At 60.5% G+C, this 24,459-nt stretch carries 17 protein-coding genes and 2 tRNA genes; 9 read left to right on the top strand and 10 right to left on the bottom strand.

Annotated elements, in window-relative coordinates:
• The first annotated feature begins 335 nt into the window (after positions 1 to 335).
• Together nirB and nirD are read left to right on the top strand one after the other, a co-directional pair.
• The gene (gene nirB / locus EC919_RS08845) at positions 336 to 2,897 is read left to right on the top strand and encodes a nitrite reductase large subunit NirB (RefSeq protein ID WP_133773099.1); all 2,562 of its coding nucleotides are present in this window, start codon (positions 336 to 338) and stop codon (positions 2,895 to 2,897) included.
• The gene (gene nirD, locus EC919_RS08840; RefSeq protein ID WP_133773097.1) at positions 2,894 to 3,271 is read left to right on the top strand and encodes a nitrite reductase small subunit NirD; all 378 of its coding nucleotides are present in this window, start codon (positions 2,894 to 2,896) and stop codon (positions 3,269 to 3,271) included. The genes nirB and nirD overlap by 4 nt, the downstream gene beginning before the upstream one ends.
• Positions 3,272 to 3,824: 553 nt before the next feature.
• Here the strand turns inward: nirD and EC919_RS08830 are convergent.
• Together EC919_RS08830 and EC919_RS08825 are read right to left on the bottom strand one after the other, a co-directional pair.
• Positions 3,825 to 3,901: transfer RNA gene (locus EC919_RS08830), tRNA-Asp, on the bottom strand.
• A 19-nt stretch (positions 3,902 to 3,920) separates the two neighbouring features.
• Positions 3,921 to 3,996, bottom strand: a tRNA-Val gene (locus EC919_RS08825).
• Between the two features lie 158 nt (positions 3,997 to 4,154).
• On the opposite strand from EC919_RS08825, the gene rdgC reads away from it, so the two are divergent.
• Complete coding sequence (gene rdgC / locus EC919_RS08820) at positions 4,155 to 5,075, top strand: recombination-associated protein RdgC (protein ID WP_108122056.1); 921 nt, start codon at positions 4,155 to 4,157, stop codon at positions 5,073 to 5,075.
• A 143-nt stretch (positions 5,076 to 5,218) separates the two neighbouring features.
• Complete coding sequence (locus EC919_RS08815) at positions 5,219 to 6,181, top strand: bile acid:sodium symporter family protein (protein ID WP_133773093.1); 963 nt, start codon at positions 5,219 to 5,221, stop codon at positions 6,179 to 6,181.
• A 251-nt stretch (positions 6,182 to 6,432) separates the two neighbouring features.
• Here the strand turns inward: EC919_RS08815 and EC919_RS08810 are convergent, their stop codons facing one another.
• Positions 6,433 to 8,304 carry an MFS transporter gene (locus tag EC919_RS08810; protein WP_133773091.1) on the bottom strand — a complete coding sequence of 624 codons (1,872 nt, stop codon included), beginning with the start codon at positions 8,302 to 8,304 and terminating at the stop codon, positions 6,433 to 6,435.
• A 142-nt stretch (positions 8,305 to 8,446) separates the two neighbouring features.
• Positions 8,447 to 9,577, bottom strand: a complete 1,131-nt coding sequence (locus EC919_RS08805; RefSeq protein ID WP_133773467.1) for a TDT family transporter — start codon at positions 9,575 to 9,577, stop codon at positions 8,447 to 8,449.
• Between the two features lie 260 nt (positions 9,578 to 9,837).
• Here EC919_RS08805 and EC919_RS08800 point away from each other — a divergent pair, with 260 nt between their 5' ends.
• A complete protein-coding gene (locus EC919_RS08800) occupies positions 9,838 to 13,311 on the top strand; it encodes a hybrid sensor histidine kinase/response regulator (protein WP_133773088.1) in 3,474 nt (1,157 codons plus the stop codon).
• 694 nt (positions 13,312 to 14,005) lie between these two features.
• On the opposite strand, the gene EC919_RS08795 is transcribed toward EC919_RS08800, so the two are convergent.
• The 4 genes from EC919_RS08795 to cysK all read right to left on the bottom strand — a co-directional run bounded on the left by EC919_RS08795 (position 14,006) and on the right by cysK (position 18,832).
• Positions 14,006 to 14,860: a DMT family transporter gene (locus EC919_RS08795; protein ID WP_133773086.1), complete on the bottom strand. Its 855-nt coding sequence runs from the start codon at positions 14,858 to 14,860 to the stop codon at positions 14,006 to 14,008.
• A gap of 392 nt (positions 14,861 to 15,252) precedes the next feature.
• Positions 15,253 to 16,575 carry an OprD family porin gene (locus EC919_RS08790; protein WP_133773084.1) on the bottom strand — a complete coding sequence of 441 codons (1,323 nt, stop codon included), beginning with the start codon at positions 16,573 to 16,575 and terminating at the stop codon, positions 15,253 to 15,255.
• Positions 16,576 to 16,760: 185 nt separating this feature from the next.
• Positions 16,761 to 17,699, bottom strand: coding sequence for an aspartyl/asparaginyl beta-hydroxylase domain-containing protein (locus tag EC919_RS08785; RefSeq protein WP_133773082.1), 939 nt, complete (start codon positions 17,697 to 17,699; stop codon positions 16,761 to 16,763).
• A 158-nt stretch (positions 17,700 to 17,857) separates the two neighbouring features.
• Positions 17,858 to 18,832 (bottom strand): cysteine synthase A, encoded by a 975-nt coding sequence (gene cysK / locus EC919_RS08780; RefSeq protein WP_133773080.1) that lies wholly within the window; start codon positions 18,830 to 18,832, stop codon positions 17,858 to 17,860.
• Between the two features lie 126 nt (positions 18,833 to 18,958).
• On the opposite strand from cysK, the gene EC919_RS08775 reads away from it, so the two are divergent.
• A complete protein-coding gene (locus tag EC919_RS08775; protein ID WP_133773078.1) occupies positions 18,959 to 20,032 on the top strand; it encodes a DUF748 domain-containing protein in 1,074 nt (357 codons plus the stop codon).
• 103 nt (positions 20,033 to 20,135) lie between these two features.
• Here the strand turns inward: EC919_RS08775 and EC919_RS08770 are convergent, their stop codons facing one another.
• Positions 20,136 to 20,684: a DUF2442 domain-containing protein gene (locus tag EC919_RS08770; RefSeq protein ID WP_166650512.1), complete on the bottom strand. Its 549-nt coding sequence runs from the start codon at positions 20,682 to 20,684 to the stop codon at positions 20,136 to 20,138.
• Positions 20,681 to 20,911, bottom strand: a complete 231-nt coding sequence (locus EC919_RS08765) for a DUF4160 domain-containing protein (RefSeq protein ID WP_065986801.1) — start codon at positions 20,909 to 20,911, stop codon at positions 20,681 to 20,683. The genes EC919_RS08770 and EC919_RS08765 overlap by 4 nt, the downstream gene beginning before the upstream one ends.
• Positions 20,912 to 21,118: 207 nt before the next feature.
• On the opposite strand from EC919_RS08765, the gene EC919_RS08760 reads away from it, so the two are divergent.
• From EC919_RS08760 to EC919_RS08750, 3 genes are all read left to right on the top strand, one after another.
• Complete coding sequence (locus tag EC919_RS08760; protein ID WP_133773074.1) at positions 21,119 to 21,964, top strand: AAA family ATPase; 846 nt, start codon at positions 21,119 to 21,121, stop codon at positions 21,962 to 21,964.
• Positions 21,965 to 22,009: 45 nt separating this feature from the next.
• Positions 22,010 to 23,188 (top strand): vWA domain-containing protein, encoded by a 1,179-nt coding sequence (locus tag EC919_RS08755; protein ID WP_133773072.1) that lies wholly within the window; start codon positions 22,010 to 22,012, stop codon positions 23,186 to 23,188.
• A 345-nt stretch (positions 23,189 to 23,533) separates the two neighbouring features.
• Positions 23,534 to 24,439: a hypothetical protein gene (locus EC919_RS08750; RefSeq protein ID WP_133773071.1), complete on the top strand. Its 906-nt coding sequence runs from the start codon at positions 23,534 to 23,536 to the stop codon at positions 24,437 to 24,439.
• Positions 24,440 to 24,459 lie beyond the last annotated feature (20 nt).

The raw sequence follows: 24,459 nt of genomic DNA, 5'->3' as shown, positions 1-24,459 counted from the left end.
GTTCCCTGCAGATCGCGGGCAAGCGCGCTCCTACGCCCTGCGGGAATAATCAAGAGCAGAACGCGCCGTACGCGGGCGTGACTGACTCACCCATAACCGGCTGGCACAGCCATTGCTACGTCCCTTATCAAGTCCAGCCTGAATACGCGGTTGGCAGCCCTGGCCGGTCAACGCGGATCGCCAGCCGTCCACGGCATCGGGCTCAGCAGGTTGGCGTCGACACTGTGGTCGCGCGGCAGCCCATTAAGAACAGGCAAAGGCGCCTGGAACCGAGAGGTTCCGGGCGCCTTTTTTTTGCTTTCAAAAAACCTGATTGGCCTTGGCCGGGACTCGATATGAACACCACAGTCGCCCCACTCAACGACGTCCAAACCCTGATCGTCATCGGCAACGGCATGGTGGGTCACCACTGCGTCGAGCAATTGATCGCCGCCGGCGCCCTTGAGCGCTATCGCATTCATGTGTTCGGCGAGGAAGGCCAGCGCGCCTACGACCGCGTGCATCTGTCCGAATACTTTGGCGGTCGCGATGCCGAGTCACTGGCGATGAGCGCTGCTTCTTTATATGAGCAGACCGGGCTTGCGCTGCACTTGGGTGTGCCAGTGCTGGAAATCGACCGGGCGCGGCGCGAAGTGATCACCGCCAAGGGCAGCTTTGGATACGACAAGCTGGTGTTGGCCACAGGCTCCTACCCTTTCGTGCCGCCCATCGAAGGCGCTGAAGGCAACTCGCGACTGGTCTACCGCACCCTGGACGACCTCGACACCATCCGCGCCGCCGCCCGCCAGGCGAAACGCGGCGTGGTGGTCGGCGGCGGATTGCTGGGATTGGAAGCGGCCAACGCGCTGAAGTCGCTGGGCCTGGAAGCCCACGTGGTCGAGTTCGCGCCACGCTTGATGCCGGTGCAGCTGGATGACCACGGCGGCGCCGCGCTGAAGGCGCGCATCGAAGCACTCGGTGTGGGCGTGCATCTGTCCCGCGCGACGCAATCCATCAGCGCGGGTGAGGAATACCGCTACCGAATGAATTTCGCCGGCGATGAATTTCTCGAAACTGACCTGATCGTGTTCTCCGCCGGCATTCGCCCCCAAGACGCCCTCGCCCGCCAATGTGAACTCACCCTGGGCCCGCGCGGCGGCATCGCCATCGACGAACATTGCCGCACAAGCGACGCCGATATTTTCGCCATCGGTGAGTGCGCCGCCTGGAACGGCAGCGTTTTCGGCCTCGTCGCGCCGGGTTATCAAATGGCGCGCAACGTCGCGGCGCAGTTGTGCGACCTGAACGCCGAGCCGTTCTTCGGCGCCGACATGTCGACCAAACTCAAATTGCTCGGCGTCGACGTCGGCTCCATCGGCGATGCCCATGGCGCGTTGACGGGCGCGCGCAGCTACCGGTTTATCGACGAGGCCACCGGCAGCTATCGCCGCCTGGTGGTGTCCGCCGATGGCAAAAAGGTGCTCGGCGCGGTGCTGGTGGGCGACAACAGTTATTACGACACCTTGCTGCAGTACGTGCAGAACGGCATCAAACTGCCCGCCGATCCGTCGAGCCTGATCCTGCCCCACAGCGACGGCGCGCCAACCCTTGGCGCCGATGTCCTGCCCGCCACGGCAACCATTTGCTCGTGCCACAACGTCAGCAAGGCCTCGATCTGCTCGGCCATCGACAGCGGTTGCACGGACCTCGCCGGGCTCAAGGCCTGCACCAAAGCAGCTACCGGTTGCGGCGGTTGTGCGGCGCTGCTCAAAAGCGTCTTCGAGCACGAGCTGATCGCCCGCGGCGTCACCGTTGATAAAAGCCTGTGCGAGCACTTCCCCTTTACGCGTCAGGAGTTGTACGCCTTCGCCCGCGTGGAAAACATTGAAAGCTTCGACGAGATGCTGGCCCGCCACGGCAAAGGCCATCTGGGTTGCGACATCTGCAAGCCCACCGTCGGCTCGATCCTCGCCTCGTGCTGGAACCGGCCGATCATGGACCCGACCCTGGTGCCGCTGCAGGACACCAACGACACGTTCATGGCCAACATGCAGAAGAACGGCACGTATTCCGTGGTGCCGCGCATTCCGGCGGGTGAAATCACTGCGGACGGCTTGATCGCCATCGGCGCGGTCGCGAAGAAATACGACCTGTACACCAAGATCACCGGCGGCCAGCGCATCGACCTGTTTGGCGCGCAGTTGCACGAGCTGCCGGACATCTGGGCCGAGCTGATTGCCGCCGGGTTCGAGACCGGTCATGCCTACGGTAAATCGACGCGAACGGTGAAGTCCTGCGTCGGCAGCACCTGGTGCCGTTACGGCGTTCAGGACAGCGTGCAGATGGCGCTCAACATAGAGGACCGCTACAAGGGCCTGCGCTCTCCGCACAAGTTGAAGTTTGCGGTGTCCGGCTGTACCCGCGAGTGCGCCGAAGCCCAGAGCAAGGACATCGGCGTGATCGCCACGGAGAACGGCTGGAATCTGTACGTGTGCGGCAACGGCGGCATGCGCCCGCGCCACGCCGAGCTGTTCGCCACCGATCTGGACGACGAGACGCTGATTCGCTACATCGACCGCGTGCTGATGTTTTACATCCGCACCGCTGACAAGTTGCAGCGGACGTCGGTCTGGCGCGAGTCCCTTGAAGGCGGGCTGGATTTTCTGAAAGCCGTGGTGATCGATGACAGCCTGGGGCTCGCTGCTGAACTGGAGGCGCAGATGCAGCTGGTGGTCGACCGTTACGAATGCGAGTGGGCGAACGCGCTGAAGAGCCCGGAGAAACTCAAGCGCTTCCGCACGTTCGTCAACGACAAGGGCGCTGACCCGGACATTCATTTCGTCAAGGAGCGCAGCCAGCGTCGTCCGGCTCGCGCGGAAGAGTTGAATCTGATTGCCGCTGTGGAGGTTGCACGATGAGCCAGGCGAATGCGGCAGTGATGGAGATGCCGAAGACTCAGGTGTGGCGCGCTGTCTGTGCCCGTGAGGATCTGGTGCTGAATTCCGGGGTGGTGGCGCTGGTGGGCAATGCGCAGGTGGCGCTGTTTTATGTGGCGTCCATTGGTGGCGCGCCGCAGTTGTTTGCGGTGGACAATCGCGATCCGGTGACGGGGGTGAATGTGATTGGGCGGGGATTGGTTGGCAGTTTGGGCGGGGACCTTGTGATCGCTTCGCCCTTATATAAGCAGCATTACCGGCTTGAGGATGGCACCTGTCTGGAGGACGCGGCGCTGCGGCTGCGGACATGGCCGGTGCGGCTGGTGGGGGATGTGGTGGAGATTGATGTGGGGTGACAGTCCTGCGCTGCCCATCGAGATTGAAAGCAGATCAAGGGCGTCGGCCTAACGGCCTCGGGTTTCGCCTTCGGCGAGTTACTTGGAAAAGCACCCCAAGTAACCAAGGGTGCTTGCTCCTGGTTGGGCCCTTCCTTCGTCAGGGTTCCTTCACTCCGGTCTCGCTCCGTGGGCCCGCCGCCATCCGCCATCCATGGCGGGGGGCGGCTCTCGCGGCATCCATGCCGCTCGGCCCACTGCGCGAGACCTGCGTTCAGCCTGCACCCAAGTCGCGTTCTGCGGTGTTTGGGCTTTTTGGGTAGGAAGATCAAAAGCGCTTTTAAAGCAGATCAACGGCTTCCCGGCTGAAGCCGGTCCTACAGTCGTGGTACCGCCATTCCTGCTGGATGCACGCGCTGCTTTTAGTGGGACCGGCTTTAGCCGGGAAGAGGCCAGTGGGGACACTGGTCACCTCTGATCAGTCGCAACCACCAAATCCCAGGCACAAAAAAAAGCGACCCTAAGGTCGCTCTCTTTGTCGTTACGAGGAGTTCAAGGGCCTCGTAACTCAATATGGCGCAGCGGACGGGACTCGAACCCGCGACCCCCGGCGTGACAGGCCGGTATTCTAACCGACTGAACTACCGCTGCGCGTAACACTTGAAACGAATGGTGGGTGATGACGGGATCGAACCGCCGACATTCTGCTTGTAAGGCAGACGCTCTCCCAGCTGAGCTAATCACCCTTCGCTTCGGTGTGGCGCGCATTCTACGGAGCGATCAAAAAGCTGGCAAGCACTTTTTGAAATATTTTTATAATCCTTCCAAAGGCTTACATCAGGGTTGGCCGCAGGGGCGCGGGAGCGAATAATGCCCCCCTTTGTATAAAGGAGAGATGTACCCCATGTGGTTCAAAAACCTGCTTGTCTATCGCCTGACCCAGGACCTGCCATTTGACGCCGAGGCGCTGGAAACCGCGTTGGCGACCAAGCCTGCACGTGCCTGTGCCAGCCAGGAGTTGACCACTTACGGTTTCATCGCCCCGTTCGGCAAGGGCGAAGACGCGCCACTGGTGCACGTCAGCGGTGATTTCATGCTGATCTCGGCGCGCAAGGAAGAACGCATCCTGCCCGGCAGCGTGGTCAACGATGCATTGAAAGAGAAAGTCGAAGAGATCGAGACCGAGCAAATGCGCAAGGTCTACAAGAAGGAACGCGATCAGCTCAAGGATGAAATCATCCAGGCCTTCCTGCCCCGCGCCTTTATTCGTCGCTCGGCTACCTTCGCTGCCATCGCCCCCAAGCAAGGCGTGATTCTGGTCAACGCTTCCAGCCCCAAACGTGCCGAAGACCTGCTGTCGACCCTGCGTGAAGTGGTCGGCTCGTTGCCGGTGCGCCCGGTGACGGTGAAGACCGCGCCAACCGCGGTGATGACCGAATGGGTCAAGACCAGCCAGACCGCCGAGCACTTCTTCGTGCTGGACGAGTGCGAACTGCGCGACACCCACGAAGACGGCGGCATTGTGAAGTGCAAACGTCAGGACCTGACCAGCGACGAAATCCAGCTGCACCTGAGCACCGGCAAAGTTGTCACTCAGCTGTCACTGGCATGGCAGGACAAGCTGTCGTTCGTGCTGGACGACAAGCTCGGCATCAAACGCCTGAAGTTCGAAGACCTGCTGCAGGATGAAGCCGAGCAGAACGGCGGCGACGATGCGCTGGGTCAGCAGGACGCCAGCTTCACCCTGATGATGCTGACGTTTGGTGAATTCCTGCCGCAGCTGATGGAAGCACTGGGCGGCGAAGAGATTCCTCAGGGGATCTGATTTCACCTTTCTCTGTAGGAGCCGGCTTGCTGGTGAACGCATCACGTCAGATCACTTAAATGTTGCTGATACACCGCGTTCGCCAGCAAGCCGGCTCCTACAGTTTCCGCGTCCACTTCATACCAATAAGAAAGGAGCAGGCCATGCGTGCCCTGGCTGCGTTGAGTCGTTTTGTCGGTAATACCTTCGCGTACTGGGTGCTGCTGTTCGCCGTACTGGCGTTTCTGTTCCCGTCCTGGTTCATCGGCCTCAAGCCTTTCATCGTGCCGTTGCTGGGGCTGGTGATGTTCGGCATGGGCCTGACCCTCAAGCTCGATGATTTTTCTGAAGTCGTGCGCCATCCCTGGCGCGTGGCTCTGGGTGTGATCGCGCATTTCGTGATCATGCCCGGCGTGGCCTGGCTGCTTTGCCAGCTGTTTCAGCTGCCGCCGGAAATCGCCGTGGGCGTGATTCTGGTCGGCTGCTGCCCGAGCGGCACATCGTCCAACGTCATGACCTGGCTGGCGAAAGGTGACCTCGCGCTGTCGGTGGCCATCGCCGCCGTCACCACCCTCCTCGCCCCGCTGCTGACCCCGGCGCTGATCTGGCTGCTGGCCTCGGCGTGGCTGCCGGTGTCCTTCATGGAGATGTTCTGGTCGATCCTGCAACTCGTGATGCTGCCGATCGTTTTGGGCGTCATTGCTCAACGCCTGCTGGGCGCCAAGGTGAGTTTTGCCGTCGATGTGCTGCCGCTGGTGTCGGTGGTGAGTATCGTGATGATCGTCTGTGCGGTAGTGGCCGCGAGTCAGGCGAAGATCGCCGAATCGGGCCTGTTGATCATGGCCGTGGTGATCCTGCACAACAGCTTCGGCTTTCTGCTGGGTTACTTCACCGGCAAGCTGTTCAAGCTGCCGCTGGCCCAGCGCAAGTCGCTGTCCCTGGAAGTCGGCATGCAGAACTCCGGCCTCGGCGCCGCACTGGCCGCTGCGCACTTCTCGCCTCTGGCGGCGGTGCCCAGCGCGCTGTTCAGCGTCTGGCACAACATTTCGGGTGCGTTGCTTTCGACGTACTTCCGGAAGATGACGCCGGATGCGGTGGTCGAGGAAGAGAAGCCGATTGCCGGTTGACCAGACCGGTTCCCGGTTCTGCGTCGAACACCGGTGCCGGTTGTACACCGGCCCGATGGCAAACGCAGGACCCGTAGGAGCCGCCGGGGTGGCGCTCCACCTTGCTGGCGAACCTGATCGGTCAAAGCCATTAACGCTGTCTGACACACCACTTTCGCCAGCAAGCCGGCCCCTACAGTTCAAGGCCAGCCAGCGAATTGTGAGCACATTAACGCGTCAGCCTGCGCATCACGCGAAGGTGGGTGCGCGTGCTAACGCACCGCCCCCCGCAATTCCGCCACCCGCTCACGCACCAGCGCCGGTTGCGATTCTTCCCCCGTCAATGCCGGCCCGGCCACCAACGTCACTCGTGACCACAACCTGCGGAACACGCCCTTGTTCGGATCGCGGCTGAAGAAGCTGCCCCACAACCCCTGCAGCGCCAGCGGAATCACCGGCACGTCGGTCTCCTGCAAGACCCGCGTCATGCCGTTTTTAAAGGTGTCGATCTCGCCGTCGGTGGTCAGCTTGCCTTCCGGGAAGATGCACACCAGCTCGCCTTCGTTCAGGTAATGGGCGATACGTTCGAACGCTGTGTCGAACACCGCCTTGTCCTCCTTGATGCCGGCAATCGGGATCGCGCCCGCCGTGCGGAACACGAAATTCAGCACCGGCAGGTTGAAGATCTTGTAATACATGACGAAGCGGATCGGCCGGCGCACGGAACCGGCAATCAACAGCGCATCGACGAACGACACATGGTTGCAGACCAGTAACGCCGCGCCCTCATCCGGGATCAGGTCGAGGTCGCGATGCTCCACGCGATACATGGAATGGCTGAGGAGCCAGATCATGAAGCGCATGGTGAACTCGGGCACGATTTTAAAGATGTAAGCGTTGACCGCGATGTTCATCAGCGACACCACGAGGAACAGCTGCGGAATCGACAGTTTCGCCACGCTCAGCAGGATGATCGAAACGATCGCCGACACCACCATGAACAGCGCGTTGAGGATGTTGTTGGACGCAATGACCCGCGAACGTTCCTTCTCCGGGGTTCGCGACTGGATCAGCGCGTACAGCGGCACGATGTAAAACCCGCCGAAGACGCCGATGCCGAGGATGTCCAGCAACACCCACCACGCCTGACCGTAACCCAGAATCGCCAGCCAGTTGTTGGCCTGTACGTTCTGCGGGAAGCCTCCGGAATGCCACCAGAGCAGCAAGCCGAACACGGTCAGGCCCATCGAGCCGAACGGCACCAGGCCGATCTCCACTTTGCGCCCGGACAGTCGTTCGCAGAGCATCGAACCTGCGGCAATGCCGATGGAGAACACGGTCAAAATCAGGGTGACGACGGTTTCATCGCCGTACAGAAATTCCTTGGCGTAGGCCGGGATCTGCGTCAGATAAATCGCCCCGACGAACCAGAACCACGAGTTGCCGACGATGGAGCGGGACACCGCTTTGGTCTGCCCCAGGCCGAGTTTCAGGGTGGCCCAGGATTCGCTGAAGATGTTCCAGTTCAGGCGCATGTCCGGCGATGCGGCCGCTGCCGGCGGAATGCCCCGGCTGGCGAGATAACCCAGACACGCCACCGAGACCATCGCCGCCGCGACGAGGGGCGCGTAATGGGTCGCCGACATCATCACCCCGGCGCCAATGGTACCGGCAAGGATCGCCAGAAAAGTGCCCATTTCCACCAGACCGTTGCCGCCCACCAGTTCGTTTTCGTGCAGGTGCTGGGGCAGGATCGAGTACTTCACCGGCCCGAACAGCGCCGAGTGGGTACCCATGGCGAACAGTGCGGCCAGCATCAGCGACAGGTGATTGAAGAGAAAGCCCGTTGCTCCCACGACCATGATCACGATCTCCAGGACCTTGATCATGCGGATCAGTTTGTCCTTGGGGTATTTCTCGCCGAACTGCCCGGCCAGCGCCGAGAACAGAAAGAACGGCAGAATGAACAGCAAGGCGCAGAGGTTGACGTAGATGGAGCGGTCGCCGTCGATGCTCAGCTTGTAAAGAATGGCGAGGATCAGCGACTGCTTGAAGACATTGTCGTTGAATGCACCGAGGGACTGGGTCACGAAAAACGGCAGAAAGCGCCGCTTACCCAACAAACTGAACTGCGACTGACTCATCTTCCCTGGTCCTGAGTGGCGCCGGTGTCGGCTTTCTTATGGGAACGCCGAACGGCAGTTCCGGGCCACATTGAAGACGACACCGGCGGCAAAGTCGAGCATGCGCTCCAACGGATAGCCCGTTAGAGCATGGGAACGGTATCTAGCTTAAGCCAGCGATGCACGGCGAAACGAACAGCTTGCCGTTGTAGGCGCCGCTCACGGTGCGCTTCATGATCACCAGCCACAGGGCCGTCAGCGCCACGACCAGCACGCTGCCCAGGACCGCAAAGAACCCGAGATGAAGCACCGCGCCCAGCTTCAGGGTGGTCAGCGCGAACACGCCCAGCGGAAAGGTAAAACCCCACCAGCCCAGGTTGAACGGGATGCCGTTGCGCAAGTAACGCACGGTGATCAGCAGCGCCATCAGGCACCACCACACGCCGACACCCCACAAAATCACGCCGCCGATCAGGCCAAGGCCCGACGCGATTTCGCCGACGCCGGGCAGGCCGTTAGCGTTGAAGATCAGCGGCGAATCGGCACCCAGCACGATCAGGCCAAAGGCGCCGGTGCTGATCGGCCCGAGGGCCAGCCAGCTCGACGCGGCCATGCTTTCATGGGGCAATTTGTGCAGGGCCATGCGCAGCAACAGGATGGTCAGAATGCTGAACGCCACCGGCACCGACATCGCCCACAGCACATAACTGGTGATGAGCACGCTGAACTGGCTGTGACTGTCGGCCAGATGCGGCGCCAGCAGCCCGCCGCTGACCGCCGCCACTTCACAGGCCACAAGGGGCAGAAGCCAGACGGCGGTCATCTGGTCGATGCGGTGCTCCTGGCGGGTGAACATCAAAAACGGGATGACCACACCGCATGCCAGGGACATCGCCACGTCCAGCCACCACAATAGTTCGGCAATCGGCAGCACGGTATTGCCCCACCGCGGCAGGCCGAAGGTGAGCAACCCGTTAATGAGCGTCGCCATGCCCATGGGAATCGTGCCGAAAAACATCGACACCGTGGAATGCCCGAACACCCGCCGCGCCTCGTCGAAAAACATCACCCAACGGGCGACGTAGAGCGCACTGAATGTCAGGAAAAGGACGATGTTGAGCATCCACACCGCTTCGGCCAGCTGGAACAGGCCGGGGATGTTCACCGGAAGCTGCACCAGCACCGCCGACAGAATGCCGGTGCCCATGGTCGCGGCGAACCAGTTGGGGGTGAATTGACGGATGACTTCCCGGGGATGGCTCAGTTGGCTGAAGGGTCTTCGCGGGATGAACATGGCGTGGGTCACGGCGGGCTCCTGTCCTCGTGTGAGGTGGTGCCCATAGTAGGGCAGCAGCTGATATCGACTAAGCGGGTATTTTCGCTATGGGTCATAGATTTCCCCGATATGCACCGATCATGTTATTCGGCGCGACCCTGCGACACCGCGCCGCTCCGACCTTGGTCGTAACAGACGAACCCCACGCGGCGTGCGAGACTGTCCGGCCGGCGAAGGATCGCCACCGAAACCGCTAGCCGTTTGTCTCTGGAGTTCCCATGTCGCTGTCCAGCGGGCTGATCGCTGCCGTCGCCCTGGCCTATATGGCCATCATGTTCGCCATCGCCTTTTACGGGGACCGTCGCAGCAAACCGCTGCCGCCGCGCCTGCGCGCCTGGGTGTACAGCCTGTCGCTGGCGGTTTACTGCACCAGCTGGACGTTTTTCGGCTCGGTCGGTCAAGCCGCCGAACAACTGTGGTCGTTCCTGCCGATCTACCTGGGGCCGATTCTGCTGATGCTGCTGGCGCCCTGGGTGCTGCAGAAAATGGTGCTGATCAGCAAACAGGAAAGCATTACTTCCATCGCCGACTTCATTGCCGCCCGCTACGGCAAGTCGCAGACCCTTGCCGTCGTCGTCGCGCTGATCTGCCTGATCGGCGTGCTGCCCTACATCGCGCTGCAACTCAAAGGCATCGTGCTGGGGGTGAACATTCTGATCGGTGCCGGCGCCGACGCCACCGGAACGCGCGCCCAGGACACCGCGCTAATCGTGTCGCTGGTGCTGGCGCTGTTCACCATCGTCTTCGGCACCCGCAACCTCGATGCCACCGAACACCACCGCGGCATGGTCCTGGCGATCGCCTTCGAGTCGCTGGTCAAGCTGTTCGCCTTCATGGCCGTCGGTGCGTTCGTGACCTTTGGGCTGTACGACGGCGTGGATGACCTGTTCAACCAGGCCATGCTCGCACCACGCCTGGAGGAGTACTGGAAGGAGACGGTCAACTGGCCGTCGATGGTGGTGCAGACCGGCGTCGCCATGATGGCGATCATCTGCCTGCCCCGGCAGTTTCACGTCACCGTGGTGGAGAACATCGAGCCTCAGGACCTGCGCCTGGCCAAGTGGGTGTTCCCCGCCTACCTGCTGCTCGCCGCCGTGTTCGTGGTGCCGATTGCGCTGGCCGGGCAAATGCTGCTGCCCGCTTCCGTGTTGCCCGACTCGTTCGTAATCAGCGTGCCCTTGGCCCACGCGCACCCGGCGCTGGCGATGCTGGCGTTCATCGGCGGTGCCTCGGCCGCGACGGGGATGGTCATCGTCGCCAGCGTTGCGCTGTCGACCATGGTCTCCAACGACATGCTGCTGCCATGGCTGCTGCGGCGCAAAACCGCCGAGCGCCCGTTTGAAGTGTTCCGCCACTGGATGCTCTCGGTGCGCCGGGTCAGCATCGTCGTCATTCTGTTGCTCGCCTACGTCAGCTATCGGTTGCTGGGCTCGACCGCGAGCCTGGCGACCATCGGCCAGATTGCCTTCGCCGCCATCACTCAGTTGATGCCGGCGATGATCGGCGCGCTGTACTGGAAGCCGGCCAATCGACGCGGGGTGTTCGCCGGGCTCGCCGCCGGGGTGTTCATCTGGTTTTACACGCTGGTGCTGCCGATCACTGCCCACAGCATGGGGTGGTCGCTGAGCAGTTTCCCGCTGCTGGCATGGCTGCACAGCAACCCGTTCAATCTGCCCATCAGCCCGCTGACCCAGGGCGTGGTTCTGTCGATGGTCGGCAACCTGGCGTTGTTTGTGTGGGTCTCGTTGCTGTCGCGAACGCGCGTGTCGGAACACTGGCAGGCGGGCCGTTTCATCGGTCAGGAGTTGCAGGCGCGGCCCAACAATCGCTCGCTGCTGGCGGTGCAGATCGAGGACTTGCTCAAGCTCTCGGCGCGCTTCGTCGGTGAAGAGCGGGCGCAGCAGAGCTTCATCCGTTTCGCCTACCGGCAGGGCAAAGGCTTCAATCCCAATCAGAACGCCAACGGCGAGTGGATCGCCCACACCGAACGGTTGCTGGCGGGGGTACTGGGCACGTCGTCTACGCGAGCGGTGGTCAAGGCAGCGATTGAAGGCCGCGACATGCAGCTCGAAGATGTGGTGCGCATCGCCGACGAAGCCTCCGAGGTGCTGCAGTTCAACCGAGCCCTGCTGCAAGGCGCCATCGAAAACATCACCCAGGGCATCAGCGTGGTGGATCAGTCCCTGCGGCTGGTGGCCTGGAACGCCCGCTATCTGGAGCTGTTCAATTACCCGGAAGGCCTGATCAGCGTGGGGCGGCCCATCGCCGACATCATCCGCTACAACGCCGAGCGCGGTTTGCTCGGGCCTGGTGAAGCGGAGGTGCACGTGGCCCGGCGGTTGCACTGGATGCGCCAAGGCCGCGCGCACACGTCCGAGCGGTTGTTTCCCAACGGTCAGGTGATCGAGCTGATCGGCAACCCGATGCCGGGCGGCGGCTTCGTCATGAGTTTCACTGACATCACGGCGTTCCGCGAGGCAGAACATGCGCTCAAGGGCGCCAATGAGAGCCTCGAACAGCGCGTGGCTGAACGCACCCGGGAGCTGTCGCAGCTGAACACGGCACTGAGCGAAGCCAAGGCCCATGCGGAAGCTGCCAACCAGTCGAAAACGCGGTTTCTCGCCGCCGTCAGCCATGACCTGATGCAACCCATGAACGCCGCGCGTTTGTTCTCAGCGGCCCTGCTGCACAACGATGACAATGTGCCGGCGGAAGCGAAACAGCTGATCCATCATCTGGACAGCTCGCTGCGTTCGGCCGAAGACCTGATCAGCGACCTGCTGGATATTTCGCGTCTGGAGAACGGCAAGTTCACGCCGACCATCACGCCGTTCGCGCTGAATAATCTGTTCGAAACCCTCGGCGCCGAATTCAAGGCACTGGCCCAGGAGCAGGGTCTGGACTTCCGTGTGCGCGGTAGCCATTTCCGCGTCGCCAGCGATGCCAAGCTACTGCGGCGGGTGCTGCAGAACTTCCTGACCAATGCGTTTCGCTACGCCAAGGGGCCTATTCTGCTGGGGGTACGGCGCCGTAACGGGCAGTTGAGCCTGGAAGTCTGGGACCGGGGGCCGGGTATTCCCGAGGACAAGCGGCAGGTGATTTTCGAGGAATTCAAGCGGCTGGACAGCCATCAGACCCGCGCCGAGAAGGGCTTGGGGTTGGGGCTGGCGATTGCCGATGGCCTGTGTCGCGTACTCGGTCATCCGCTGGAAGTGCGCTCATGGCCGGGCCAGGGCAGCGTGTTCAGCGTTACGGTACCCCTGGCGCCTGCGTTGCCGACGCCGGCTGCTGCGCCGACCGAACCTGTGCGCGCCGCGCTGAACGGCACGCAGATTCTGTGCGTCGATAACGAAGACAGCATTCTGATGGGCATGCACAGCCTGCTGAGCCGCTGGGGTTGCCAGGTCTGGACAGCGCGCAATCGCGAGGAATGCCAGGCCCTGCTCAACGACGGCGTTCGCCCGCACCTGGCGTTGGTGGATTACCATCTGGACCACGGCGAAATCGGCACCGAGCTGATGGCCTGGCTGCGCACGCAGCTGGGTGAGCCGGTGCCCGGTGTGGTCATCAGCGCCGACGGCCGCCCGGAACTGATCGCCCAAGTGCATGCCGCCGGCCTCGAATACCTGGCCAAACCGGTGAAGCCCGCCGCGCTGCGGGCGTTGTTGAGTCGGCATGTGCGGTTGGGTTGAGGCTGAGTCCACAGTGATGCGCGGAACCGTATAGGAGCGTGGCTTGTCCCGCGATCGGCTGCGCAGCAGTCGTGAAACCCGACGCCTCGGTTTTGCCTGGTACACCCCATGCACCGGTTTACTGCCGCTTCGCGCCAGATCGCGGGCAAGCGCGCTCCTACAGTTTTCAGCGTCCCAGGCATTCGCGCCAGACCACGAACCGTGCCTGACTGTGCGCACAGTCCGCGCCAAACAAAGATCCGCGCATGAATGCTAAGCCAGACGACGATCCGTGTAGGAGCGTGGCTTGTCCCGCGATCGGCTGCGCAGCAGTCGTCAAACCAGACGCCTCGGTTTTGCCTGGTACACCCCGTGCACCGGTTTGCTGCCGCTTCGCGCCAGATCGCGGGCAAGCGCGCTCCTACAGTTTTCAGCGTCCCAGGCATTCGCCCCATACCACGAACCGTGCCTGACTGTGCGCACATTCCGCGCCAAACAAAGATCCGCGCATGGATGCTGCGCCAGACGACGATCCGTGTAGGAGCGCGCTTGCCCGCGATCGACTGCGCAGCAGTCGTCAAACCAGACGCCTCGGTTTTGCCTGGTACACCCCATGCACCGGTTTACTGCCGCTTCGCGCCAGATCGCGGGGCAAGGCACGCTCCTACAGGTTCATCCGCAGCGTCCGGCGAATTCGCCGGACGCTCAGCAGGTTCTACTCAACCTTCCTGAACACAAACACCAACCCCACCACGATCAGCACCATCCCCAGCAAACTCATCAGCGCGAGGCGGTTGCCGTAGATCAGGTAGTCCATGATCGCGGTGACGCCGGGCACCAGGTAAAACAGGCTGGTGACATTGACCAGATTGCCTTGGGCGATCAGGCGATAGAGCAGGAACGTCGCCAGCACCGACACCACCAGCCCCATGTACAGCACCGGCACGTAGAAACCGACGCTGTGCTCGAAATGAAAAGGCTGAAAGGGTACGAACACCGCACACACCACCGTTCCCGCCAGGTATTGCACCGGCAACGTGCCGAGGGGGTTGTCGGTGATGCGCTTCTGCATGATCGAGCCGCCGGTCATGCTCAACATACCGAGCACCCCGAACGCCATGCCGGCAAGCGATCCACCGTCGCCGATGCCTTGCCAGACCACCAGCACCAGACCCGCCAGCCCCAGACTCAGGCCGAACATGCGTGACCCCGAGCGACTGCGTTCGACCAGCACGGCCGTCAGAATCGGTTGCACGCCCATGATCGTGGCCATGACGCCGGGCGCAACTTTCATGTCCAGCGCCAGCAGGTAGCAGATCTGATACGCGCCCAGCAGCACCGCCCCCGTCATCAACGCGAAGCCCATCGACGCCCTCGTGGCGGGAAGCTTGTAACCCAACGCAGGGATCAGGATCGCCAGCGCTGCAAGCGCCAGCAGAAAACGGAACAGCAGAAACGCAAACGGCGAGGCGTGGGTCAGGCCCCACTTGGAAACAATCGCGCCGCTGCTCCAGAGCAGGACGAAAAGCGTCGTCGTGGCCATCGAGGCCAAGGCTTTATTAGCGAACATGAGTCACCTGTGATTCAGACAAAATCGGACCCGGCACGAACCGGATTCACGGATGTTTTGCGGACGTTTGCAGGCTTCGACCAACAGCAATAAAACGGTCGGTCAGCCGAGCACAACGACACCTGGCGGTGCAACGACGCACACGACAGGGCTGTTCACAGGTGGAGGTGGCGGGTAACACGTGATGAAGGCGATTTGCATGCAACCGCGCGGTTCAGCGACAGCACAGGCTGTGGCACAGAACGCGAAATATGGGTTGGATGCAGGCATCGTGCTCGTCTTCTCAGGAGGAATGACTCAGCGTTGCAGCATGTTGCAACACAGAGGCCGACTATAAACAGCCGACGAGGTCTAGCGCAACAGCGTTTTGGACGGCCAATTGACTGGACGACTCAGTCCAGCAGATTCAGCGGATACTGCAACACGATATACAACCGGTCGATGTCGTCGCCTCCCTGAGCGTCGTTACCCCGGTGCGAAACATGGGACACGTCGAACGACAGGTTTTTGGCCGGTCCCGACTGAACGACATATTTCAGGCCAATGTCGCGCTCCCAGTGACGTCCGTCCTTGCCCTGAATCGGCTGATAACGTCCGGTGACGTCATCTAACGGCTGATACACCGCGCCCCGTGGCGCATGGGTGCCATCGATGTCGCTGCCGCGCACATAGCGGGTCATGAACGTGAGACCGGGAATGCCAAGGTGGGCGAACGAAAGGTCGTAGCGCGCCTGCCACGACTGCTCATGCGCGCCGTTGAAGTCGGCGTATTTGATCGAGTTGGCCAAATAGATCGAGTCGCCCCCCACAAAGTCGAAAGGCGTGTCTCCGTCAATCTTCTGCCAACCGAGGGAGAATCCCTGCGGGCCAACGCTGTACTTCGCCAGCAGGCTGTAAGCGGTGTTATTCAGTGCGCCTGCCTTTGCGTCGCCCTGATCCAGGGTGCGGTAGAGATTGCCGTCCAGCAAAAACGAACTGTTGTTCGACAGCACGCTCAAGTGATGCAGATTAGTGTAGTACTGCCGCCAGGTGTCAGTGAGCTGTGAGGCGTACACAGAGCCGCCGAATGCGGAATCTCCAGCGGTCTCGACGCCCACCAGACTCAGCGACGAACCGCGGGTGGTGGCACCGTAGCCATCGAAATCGCCGCTGGCTGTCGAAGCGTTTTGGTTCTTGAAGGCGGTAAAGTGCCCGGCCACCAGCTTGAGTCCATCGATGTCGCGGCTGTCGAGATAAAAGCCCGTGGCGTACTCCGGTTGCAGGCGCTTGTCGCCGGTATCGAGCACTGGGGTTTCCACTTCCTGTTCGCCAAACTTCAGCGTGGTCTTTGAAATCCTCAGTTTGAGCGCGCCGCCCGCATCGGAATAATCGTCGGCAGCTCGCCCGTCATCGCTCAGCGGCAACAGACCGGTGCCCGCCCGTCCCTTTCCGCTGTCGAGTTTCAGGCCGTAGAACGCATGCGCATCGACGCCGAACCCGACAGTGCCTTGGGTGAACCCTGATTGCAGATTGGCGATAAACCCCTGCGCCCACTCCTGGCGGTAACTCTGCCCGGAGTGCCCTGTGCGGTAGTCGTTATCCAGAAAGAAGTTGCGCGCCAGCACATTCAGCGAGGTATCGGCGAGAAAACCATGTTCCTCATCGGCAGTGCCCGCCATCAGGTTGCTGGAGCACGAGAGTAACGCGAGGGACAACAGGGATATTCGCCTTGCCATGGATCTGCCTTCTTCAAAGTGGTCCTGGCAAAAAGGCGTGATGACGATAACCAGGAGCGATCAATGGTCGGCGCAGGGTGGTTCGCGGGATTGAATGGGCGTGCTATTAGCCGTGAATGGCCGTCCGCCAGAAACAAAAAAGCGCCGCTGCACAAGGTGCAACGGCGCTCGATAAAACCGTTTTTTTACCCGAACAGCCAGTAGCCCAGCAGCGTCAGCACGATCACCGCCAGCACCGGACGCAAGATGCGGTAGGCCTTGGGGTTGGCGCGTTTGAACTGCTTGACCTTGCCGCTGAAGCTGTTGCTGAACCGCTTGCTGAAGGCATACGCCTGATTGATCCCGCCGACGCGCTCGTCATCGGTGTTCTGCGGCGCAGTAGCTCGCCCCAGAAACGCGCTGACGCGGCGGTTGACCGCGGTCATGAAGCGATTGCTCAGCGGTCGCTCGATGTCGCAGAACAGAATGACGCGGGTGACGTCGGTTTCGTTCTTGACCCAGTGCACGTAGGTTTCGTCGAACATCACGTCATCACCGTCGCGCCAGGCATAGACCTGACCGTCAACGAAGATGCGGCAATCGTCGGAGTTCGGCGTCGACAGGCCCAAGTGATAACGCAGCGAGCCGGCAAACGGATCGCGGTGCGGGTTCAAATGGCTGCCGCCGGGCAACAAGGCGAACATCGCGCCTTTGACGTTGGGAATGCGGCTGACCAGTTCCACCGTCTTCGGGCACAACGCCTCGGCGGACGGCAGCGGTTTGTCGTACCACTTCAGGTAGAAACGCTTCCAACCCTTCTTGAAGAACGAACCGAAACCCGCGTCGTTGTCCTTGGCGGCGGCACGGATATAGCCTTCGTCGAACAGGTGCATGGCTTCGTCACGGATGGTTTCCCAGTTGTCACGCAGTACATCGAGCTCGGGAAACTTGCTGCGGTCCAGGTACGGCTTGGACGGCACGCTGGAGAACAGGTACATCAAGGCGTTATACGGGGCAAACAGTGCGGAGTGATTCACGAACTGGCGCAATACCGGCAAACGCGCCTTGCCGCGCAGATGCACGTACAGCGTGCTGCCGACAAACAGCAGCAGAATCGCCGCTTTGACAGCAAAAGAAAGGGTCATGAAACTCTCCTTGGAACAGGGCCGAACCGCGCGGCCCGAAGCTTACGCTGCTGAAACCGCCGCCGGATGACCTGGGACAATCATCCGGCGGGTTTCGAATGGCGGCCATCATAAGCCTTAGTCCGCCGGGTAAAAAGCCGAAGCGGATGCGGACACGACTATTGGGTCAGCTCGCGTTCAGTAAACAGGTCGCTGAAGAGCATGCTCGACAGGTAGCGCTCGCCCGAATCCGGCAGCACCACCACGATCGTCTTGCCCTGCATTTCCGGCTTCTCGGCCAGGCGCACCGCTGCGTGCATGGCCGCCCCACAGGAGATACCGCAGAGAATCCCCTCCTCCTGCATCAGCCGCAGAGCCATGGCCTTGGCTTCTTCATCGCTCACCAGCTCGACGCGGTCGACAATCGAAAGGTCGAGGTTCTTCGGGATGAAACCCGCGCCAATGCCCTGAATCTTGTGGGGGCTGGGTTTGATCTCTTCGCCGGCCATCGCCTGGGTGATGATCGGCGAGCCCAACGGTTCGACGGCCACCGAGATAATCGGCTTGCCCATGGCGTTTTTAATGTAGCGCGAGACGCCAGTGATCGTGCCGCCGGTGCCGACGCCCGCGACCAGCACGTCAATGGCGCCGTCGGTGTCGTTCCAGATTTCCGGGCCGGTGGTCTTCTCGTGAATCGCCGGATTGGCCGGGTTCTCGAATTGCGCCGGCATGAAGTACGTGGCGGGGTCACTGGCGAGCAGCTCCTCGGCCTTGGCGATGGAGCCTTTCATGCCCAGCGCCGGCTCGGTGAGTACCAAGTCTGCGCCGAGGGCCTTGAGTACCTTGCGGCGCTCTATACTCATTGAGGCCGGCATGGTCAGGGTCAGCTTGTAGCCACGGGCTGCGGCGACAAACGCCAGGCCGATGCCGGTGTTACCGGAGGTGGGCTCGACGATGGTCATGCCGGGCTTGAGTTTGCCGCTGCTTTCGGCATCCCAGATCATGTTCGCGCCAATCCGGCACTTGACGGAATACCCCGGATTACGCCCCTCGATTTTGGCCAGGATGGTGACCCCACGCGGCGCGATCCGGTTGATCTGCACCAGTGGCGTATTGCCGATGGAATGGGCGTTATCTGCGTAAATACGGCTCATGACCGGGTCCTTGTGCAGGTTTGGAAAAGCTCAAAGCCTATGCCTTGAGCCTGTGCGACGTCCAGTCGAAGCGAACCGATCACATCGCCAGCAGTCAACAAAACTACGTTACTGGAGGGTGGAGACATGAAACGTCGTTACAGCTGGCCGTTATGGACAATTGTTGGCTTGGTGGTGCTGCTGATCGCAGTCCACATCGCACTGCCCTACGTGGTGCGCAATTATCTCAATGACAAACTCGCCGACATGGGCGACTACCGCGGTCAGGTCACCGACGTGGACCTGGCGCTGTGGCGCGGGGCATACCGGATCAACGGCCTGAAAATCGTCAAGGTCGACGGCAAGGTGCCGGTGCCGCTGCTGAATGCGCCGGTCATCGACCTCGCCGTCAGCTGGCACTCGCTCTGGTACGACCATGCCGTGGTCGCCGAGGTCGCGTTCGCCAGCCCCGAACTCAACTTCGTCGACGGTGGCCCGGACAAGCGCCAGTCCCAGACCGGTGCGGGCACTGACTGGCGCGCCCAGTTGAACAAACTGCTGCCGATCACCCTCAACGAACTGCGTATTCAGGACGGCAAGATCACCTTCAGTAATTTCAACTCCACCCCGAAGGTGAAAATCGATGCCGACAACATCAACGCCAGCATCTTTAACCTGACTAACGTCGAAGACAAAGCGGGCAAGCGCGATGCCCGCTTCGAGGGCAAGGCCATGCTGCTGGGCCACGCGCCACTGGAAAGCACCGCGACCTTCGACCCGTTCAGCCTGGAGGACTTCGACTTCAAGCTGCGCGCGACCGGTATCCAGCTCAAGCGCCTGAACGACTTCGCGTCGGCGTACGGCAAGTTCGACTTCAACGCAGGCGACGGCGATGTGGTCATCGAAGCCCAGGCCACCAATGGCCAGCTCAGTGGCTACATCAAGCCCCTACTGCGTAATGTCGATGTATTTGACTGGCAGCAGGACGTCGAGAACCAAAACAAAGGCTTCTTCCGCTCGATCTGGGAAGCGGTGGTCGGCGGCAGCGAAACGGTGCTGAAGAACCAGGGGAAGAATCAGTTCGCCACCCGCGTCGAACTCAGCGGCAGTGTTCACAAACAGGACGTCAATGCGTTCGAAGCGTTCTTGCAGATCCTGCGCAATGCCTTCGTGAAGGCGTTCAACACGCGCTATGACAGCGGCAAGAGTGAGGCGAAATAAACGCAGCGTTTTGACTGGCGCATCCCTGTAGGAGTGAGCTCGCTCGCGAAGCGTTTAGTCAGCGATGACCTTGATCGCTGACACGCCTCTCTCGTGAGTCAGCTCACTCGCCATCTTCGCCTGCCCCCTTGTCGACGCCGTTCGTGTTGTTGACGCCGCTCCCTTTATCAACTCCATAGCCCGCACGCTTCTCGGCCAGCAACACGCCATTGCCTGACTGATTCTGCAACGCATCCCATCCCAGACACGCCAGCGCCAACGTGCGCGGTGCCGCCTCGCTGCCGTTGGTGTAGCGGGTGATGCTGCGCGTGCTGACGCCCAGCGCTTCGGCCGCCATGGCCAGCGGCAAGCCGGTGCGCGCGCGCCAGCCGATGAATATCCGCGTGTTCTCATCAGTGGCGGCCTGGGCCTTGGCGTCCAGGTAAAGGGTATCGGCGCCAATCTGGATGTCGGCCTCGTCCCACTCGACGGTCCAGCCGTCGTCGCCAATCTGCGCCTGCTTGAAAATGTCCGGATCCTTGAGCGGTTGCAGCCCCGGAAATGCAGCAATGTCGCTGTTCATGTCGAGGACGTACTTCATGTCGTTGATGAATGTCAGCGCCAATTTTTGATGAGCCAGCGCCTCTACAGTCTTGAGGCGTGGACGTTTCATGGATGCCATCGTTTCCATTCCTCCAGCAATTCTGTTTGGTGGGCCCTTACCCATTCAAGCGCCTCCCTGAGTACGGCGGCCGGGGCGTGGCCGAGCATGGGTTCAACCAACTGCAGACAGATCAACACATCCAGCCCGCCACCGGTCAGGTGTACGTGGGGCGGCAGGTGATCCTTTTCCCGCAGTTGAATCCTGTATTTGTCCCTGAATCTGTGTTTGGTCGACATGGAAAATAAGGTATCGCTATTTTGGCGATACCTCAACGGCAGTTACAATTTTCTGCCCGGTCAGACCGTGACGCCCCATTCAGATACTGAATAAAGCGTCTGCGTTCACAGTCGCGCGGGGTGCGCGGTATAGTCGCTGCATTCTTTGCGCCCTATCTTGCGCGGTTCAGGCCACGGGTCTGTTCGCCTTGTTCGAGGATTTTCCCGATGAAATTCGAAGGCACCCCCGCCTACGTCGCCACCGACGATCTGAAGCTTGCGGTCAATGCCGCCATCACCCTGGAGCGCCCGCTGCTGGTCAAGGGCGAGCCCGGCACCGGCAAGACCATGCTCGCCGAGCAACTGGCCGAGTCCTTCGGCGCGCGGTTGATCACCTGGCACATCAAGTCCACCACCAAGGCGCATCAGGGCCTCTATGAGTACGACGCGGTCAGCCGCCTGCGTGACTCGCAACTGGGCGTCGACAAAGTCCACGACGTGCGTAACTACCTGAAGAAGGGCAAGCTCTGGGAAGCCTTTGAATCCGAAGAACGGGTCATCCTGTTGATCGACGAGATTGACAAGGCGGACATCGAATTCCCCAACGACCTGCTGCAAGAACTCGACAAAATGGAGTTCTACGTTTACGAGATCGACGAGACGATCAAGGCCAAAAAGCGCCCGATCATCATCATTACGTCCAACAATGAAAAAGAACTGCCGGACGCCTTCCTGCGCCGCTGCTTCTTCCACTACATCGCCTTTCCCGATCGCAGCACCCTGCAAAAGATCGTCGACGTGCATTACCCGAACATCAAGAAGGACCTGGTCAGCGAAGCGCTGGACGTGTTCTTCGACGTGCGTAAAGTCCCGGGCCTGAAGAAAAAACCCTCGACCTCCGAACTGGTGGACTGGCTCAAACTGCTGATGGCCGACAACATCGGCGAAGCCGTGCTGCGCGAGCGCGACCCCACCAAGGCCATTCCGCCGCTGGCCGGTGCGCTGGTCAAGAACGAGCAGGACGTGCATCTGCTAGAGCGCCTGGCGTTCATGAGCCGTCGCGGCAATCGCTGAGCCTTTTTGGTCAAGCTTATTTAGATCAAGGGCGGGACGCCGACTATGTTGCTCAACCTGTTCAATGAAATGCGCGCCGCCAAAGTGCCGGTTTCGTTGCGTGAACTGCTCGACCTCATTAACGCGCTCAAGCAGCGCGTCACGTTCGCTGACATGGACGAGTTCTATTACCTGTCGCGCACGATTCTGGTGAAGGACGAGCGCCATTTCGACAAGTTCGACCGGGCGTTCGGCGCCTACTTCAATGGCCTGGAAAAGCTTGACGATCACCTGCAGGCGCTGATCCCCGAGGACTGGCTGCGCAAGGAGTTCGAGCGTTCGCTGACGGCCGAGGAACGGGCGCAGATCCAGTCCCTGGGTGGCCTGGACAAATTGATCGAAGAATTCAAGAAGCGTCTGGAAGAGCAAAAGGAGCGTCACGCCGGCGGCAACAAATGGATCGGCACCGGCGGCACCAGCCCGTTCGGCTCAGGCGGTTACAACCCAGAGGGGATTCGGGTGGGCGACGCCGGCCAGCGTCAGGGCAAGGCCGCAAAGGTCTGGGATCAGCGCGAATACAAGAACCTCGACGATGGGGTTGAACTGGGCACGCGCAACATCAAAGTGGCGCTGCGGCGGCTGCGCAAGTTCGCGCGTCAGGGTGCGGCGGACGAGCTGGACATCGACGGTACGATCGACCACACGGCTCGCGACGCCGGCCTGCTGAACATCCAGATGCGCCCCGAACGCCGCAACACCATCAAGCTGTTGCTGCTGTTCGACATCGGCGGCTCGATGGATGCCCACGTGAAGATCTGCGAAGAACTCTTTTCGGCCTGCAAGACCGAGTTCAAGCACATGGAGTATTTCTACTTCCATAACTTCGTTTACGAGTCAGTGTGGAAGAACAACCAGCGACGCACGTCCGAGCGCACCGCCACCCAGGACCTGCTGCATAAATACGGCGCGGATTACAAAGTGATCTTCATCGGCGACGCCTCCATGGCCCCCTACGAAATCACCCAACCGGGCGGCAGTGTCGAACACTGGAACGAAGAAGCGGGCTACGTCTGGATGCAGCGTTTCATGGCCAAGTTCAAGAAGATCATCTGGATCAATCCTTACCCCAAAGACGCCTGGGCCTACACCACCTCCACCAACATCGTGCGCGACTTGATCGAAGACCAGATGTACCCGCTGACCTTGCGCGGGCTGGAGGAAGGGATCCGGTATCTGGCGAAGTGATGCTAGGGCTGACCTGATCCATCAGTTCTGAAGCGTAGCAGTCGAGGGCAGACGATTCATCGTCGGGGTTACCTCTACGGAGTAAGTCGGCCCTCATGAAGCTAGGCACTTCCGGCGCGTTGTAAGCGCCCGCACTCCAGGTCCGACCATACTTCCCGCAAACACAATCAATCCCATGGTCCTTACTTTTGCTTACAACTTCGTTGTTGACCGGCAGGCTTGACCGCTGATTACGTCATTCCGACAGTTCAAAGACTGCTCGAAAAAAAAATTACCAGTCGGATAACGGAGCGAAGCTCCGGCCCTCGCGGCTGCGCAAAATTCATATTACAAAAAGGACATATGATGAACAGTCACACTTATAAAAGAGCAATATTGGCGACATCCACCTTAGTACTGCTCGCAGGGTTATATGGCACAACCACTCTGGCGATTGCGGCGTGCGACCCGGAAAACAACAAAGAAGCGCCTACCAACAACATCAATACACCTCAAGAATCCAGCACCAAATCTGCTGACGTCATTGATACTGAAATCACTGAATTGCCCGACAAGATAAATAATCTCATCGGCAAATTGGCTAATAAAAGCGACGTAAAATACTACAGCTTCACCGCACTGCGCGGACAAAAGGTAATGATTAACGACGTCCAGCGAGGACCTCAAAGGCCTTACTGGAACATTGAGTACAACCTCACCGGGGAATGGCAGTCGATGCCAACTTACGACGCGTTCATCACACCGTCTCTGAGCGAGGGTCAAAAGGTTCTTATCCGAATTTCACATCCCAAGAACGTCCCCCTACAGACGGATAACTATTTTAACGTCGACTTCGGATCGGCTCCCTATGCGCATAACATAAGAATCGAGACCGAAGCCCGTGACACTGGAACCTATTTTTGGACAAAAACTTTCAGAAGTAGAATCATGTGGTCAACGAGCATTCGGGACTCCACTGATCACTACTTAGACGGGGCGACAGTCGACTTTGTAATCAACAAAGACGATCTGGACCCCTCAAGCACCTTGATATCGCAGCGCGTTTCAACTGCGGATAGGATTGTGGAGTACATAGACATGCCACCCTGCATCGGCCGTCATGCGACCCCTCCATTTGTAGGAGCCGATCGCTACAAATGGAGGGTCAACTACAACTCGGGGCACTGGCACGTCTCCGTCAGGAGTAACCCTGAAACTGGCATCAGTCCGGTTTCAATTACTCAAATCTGCGGTATAAATATCGTCAGCTAATGAACAAAAGGCTAACCGCA

It is taken from the genome of Pseudomonas graminis, assembly GCF_004364335.1.
GTDB lineage: Bacteria > Pseudomonadota > Gammaproteobacteria > Pseudomonadales > Pseudomonadaceae > Aquipseudomonas > Aquipseudomonas graminis_D.
The sequence above is the reverse complement of the archived record's forward strand: the minus strand, read 5'-3'. Positions and strand labels throughout refer to the sequence as shown.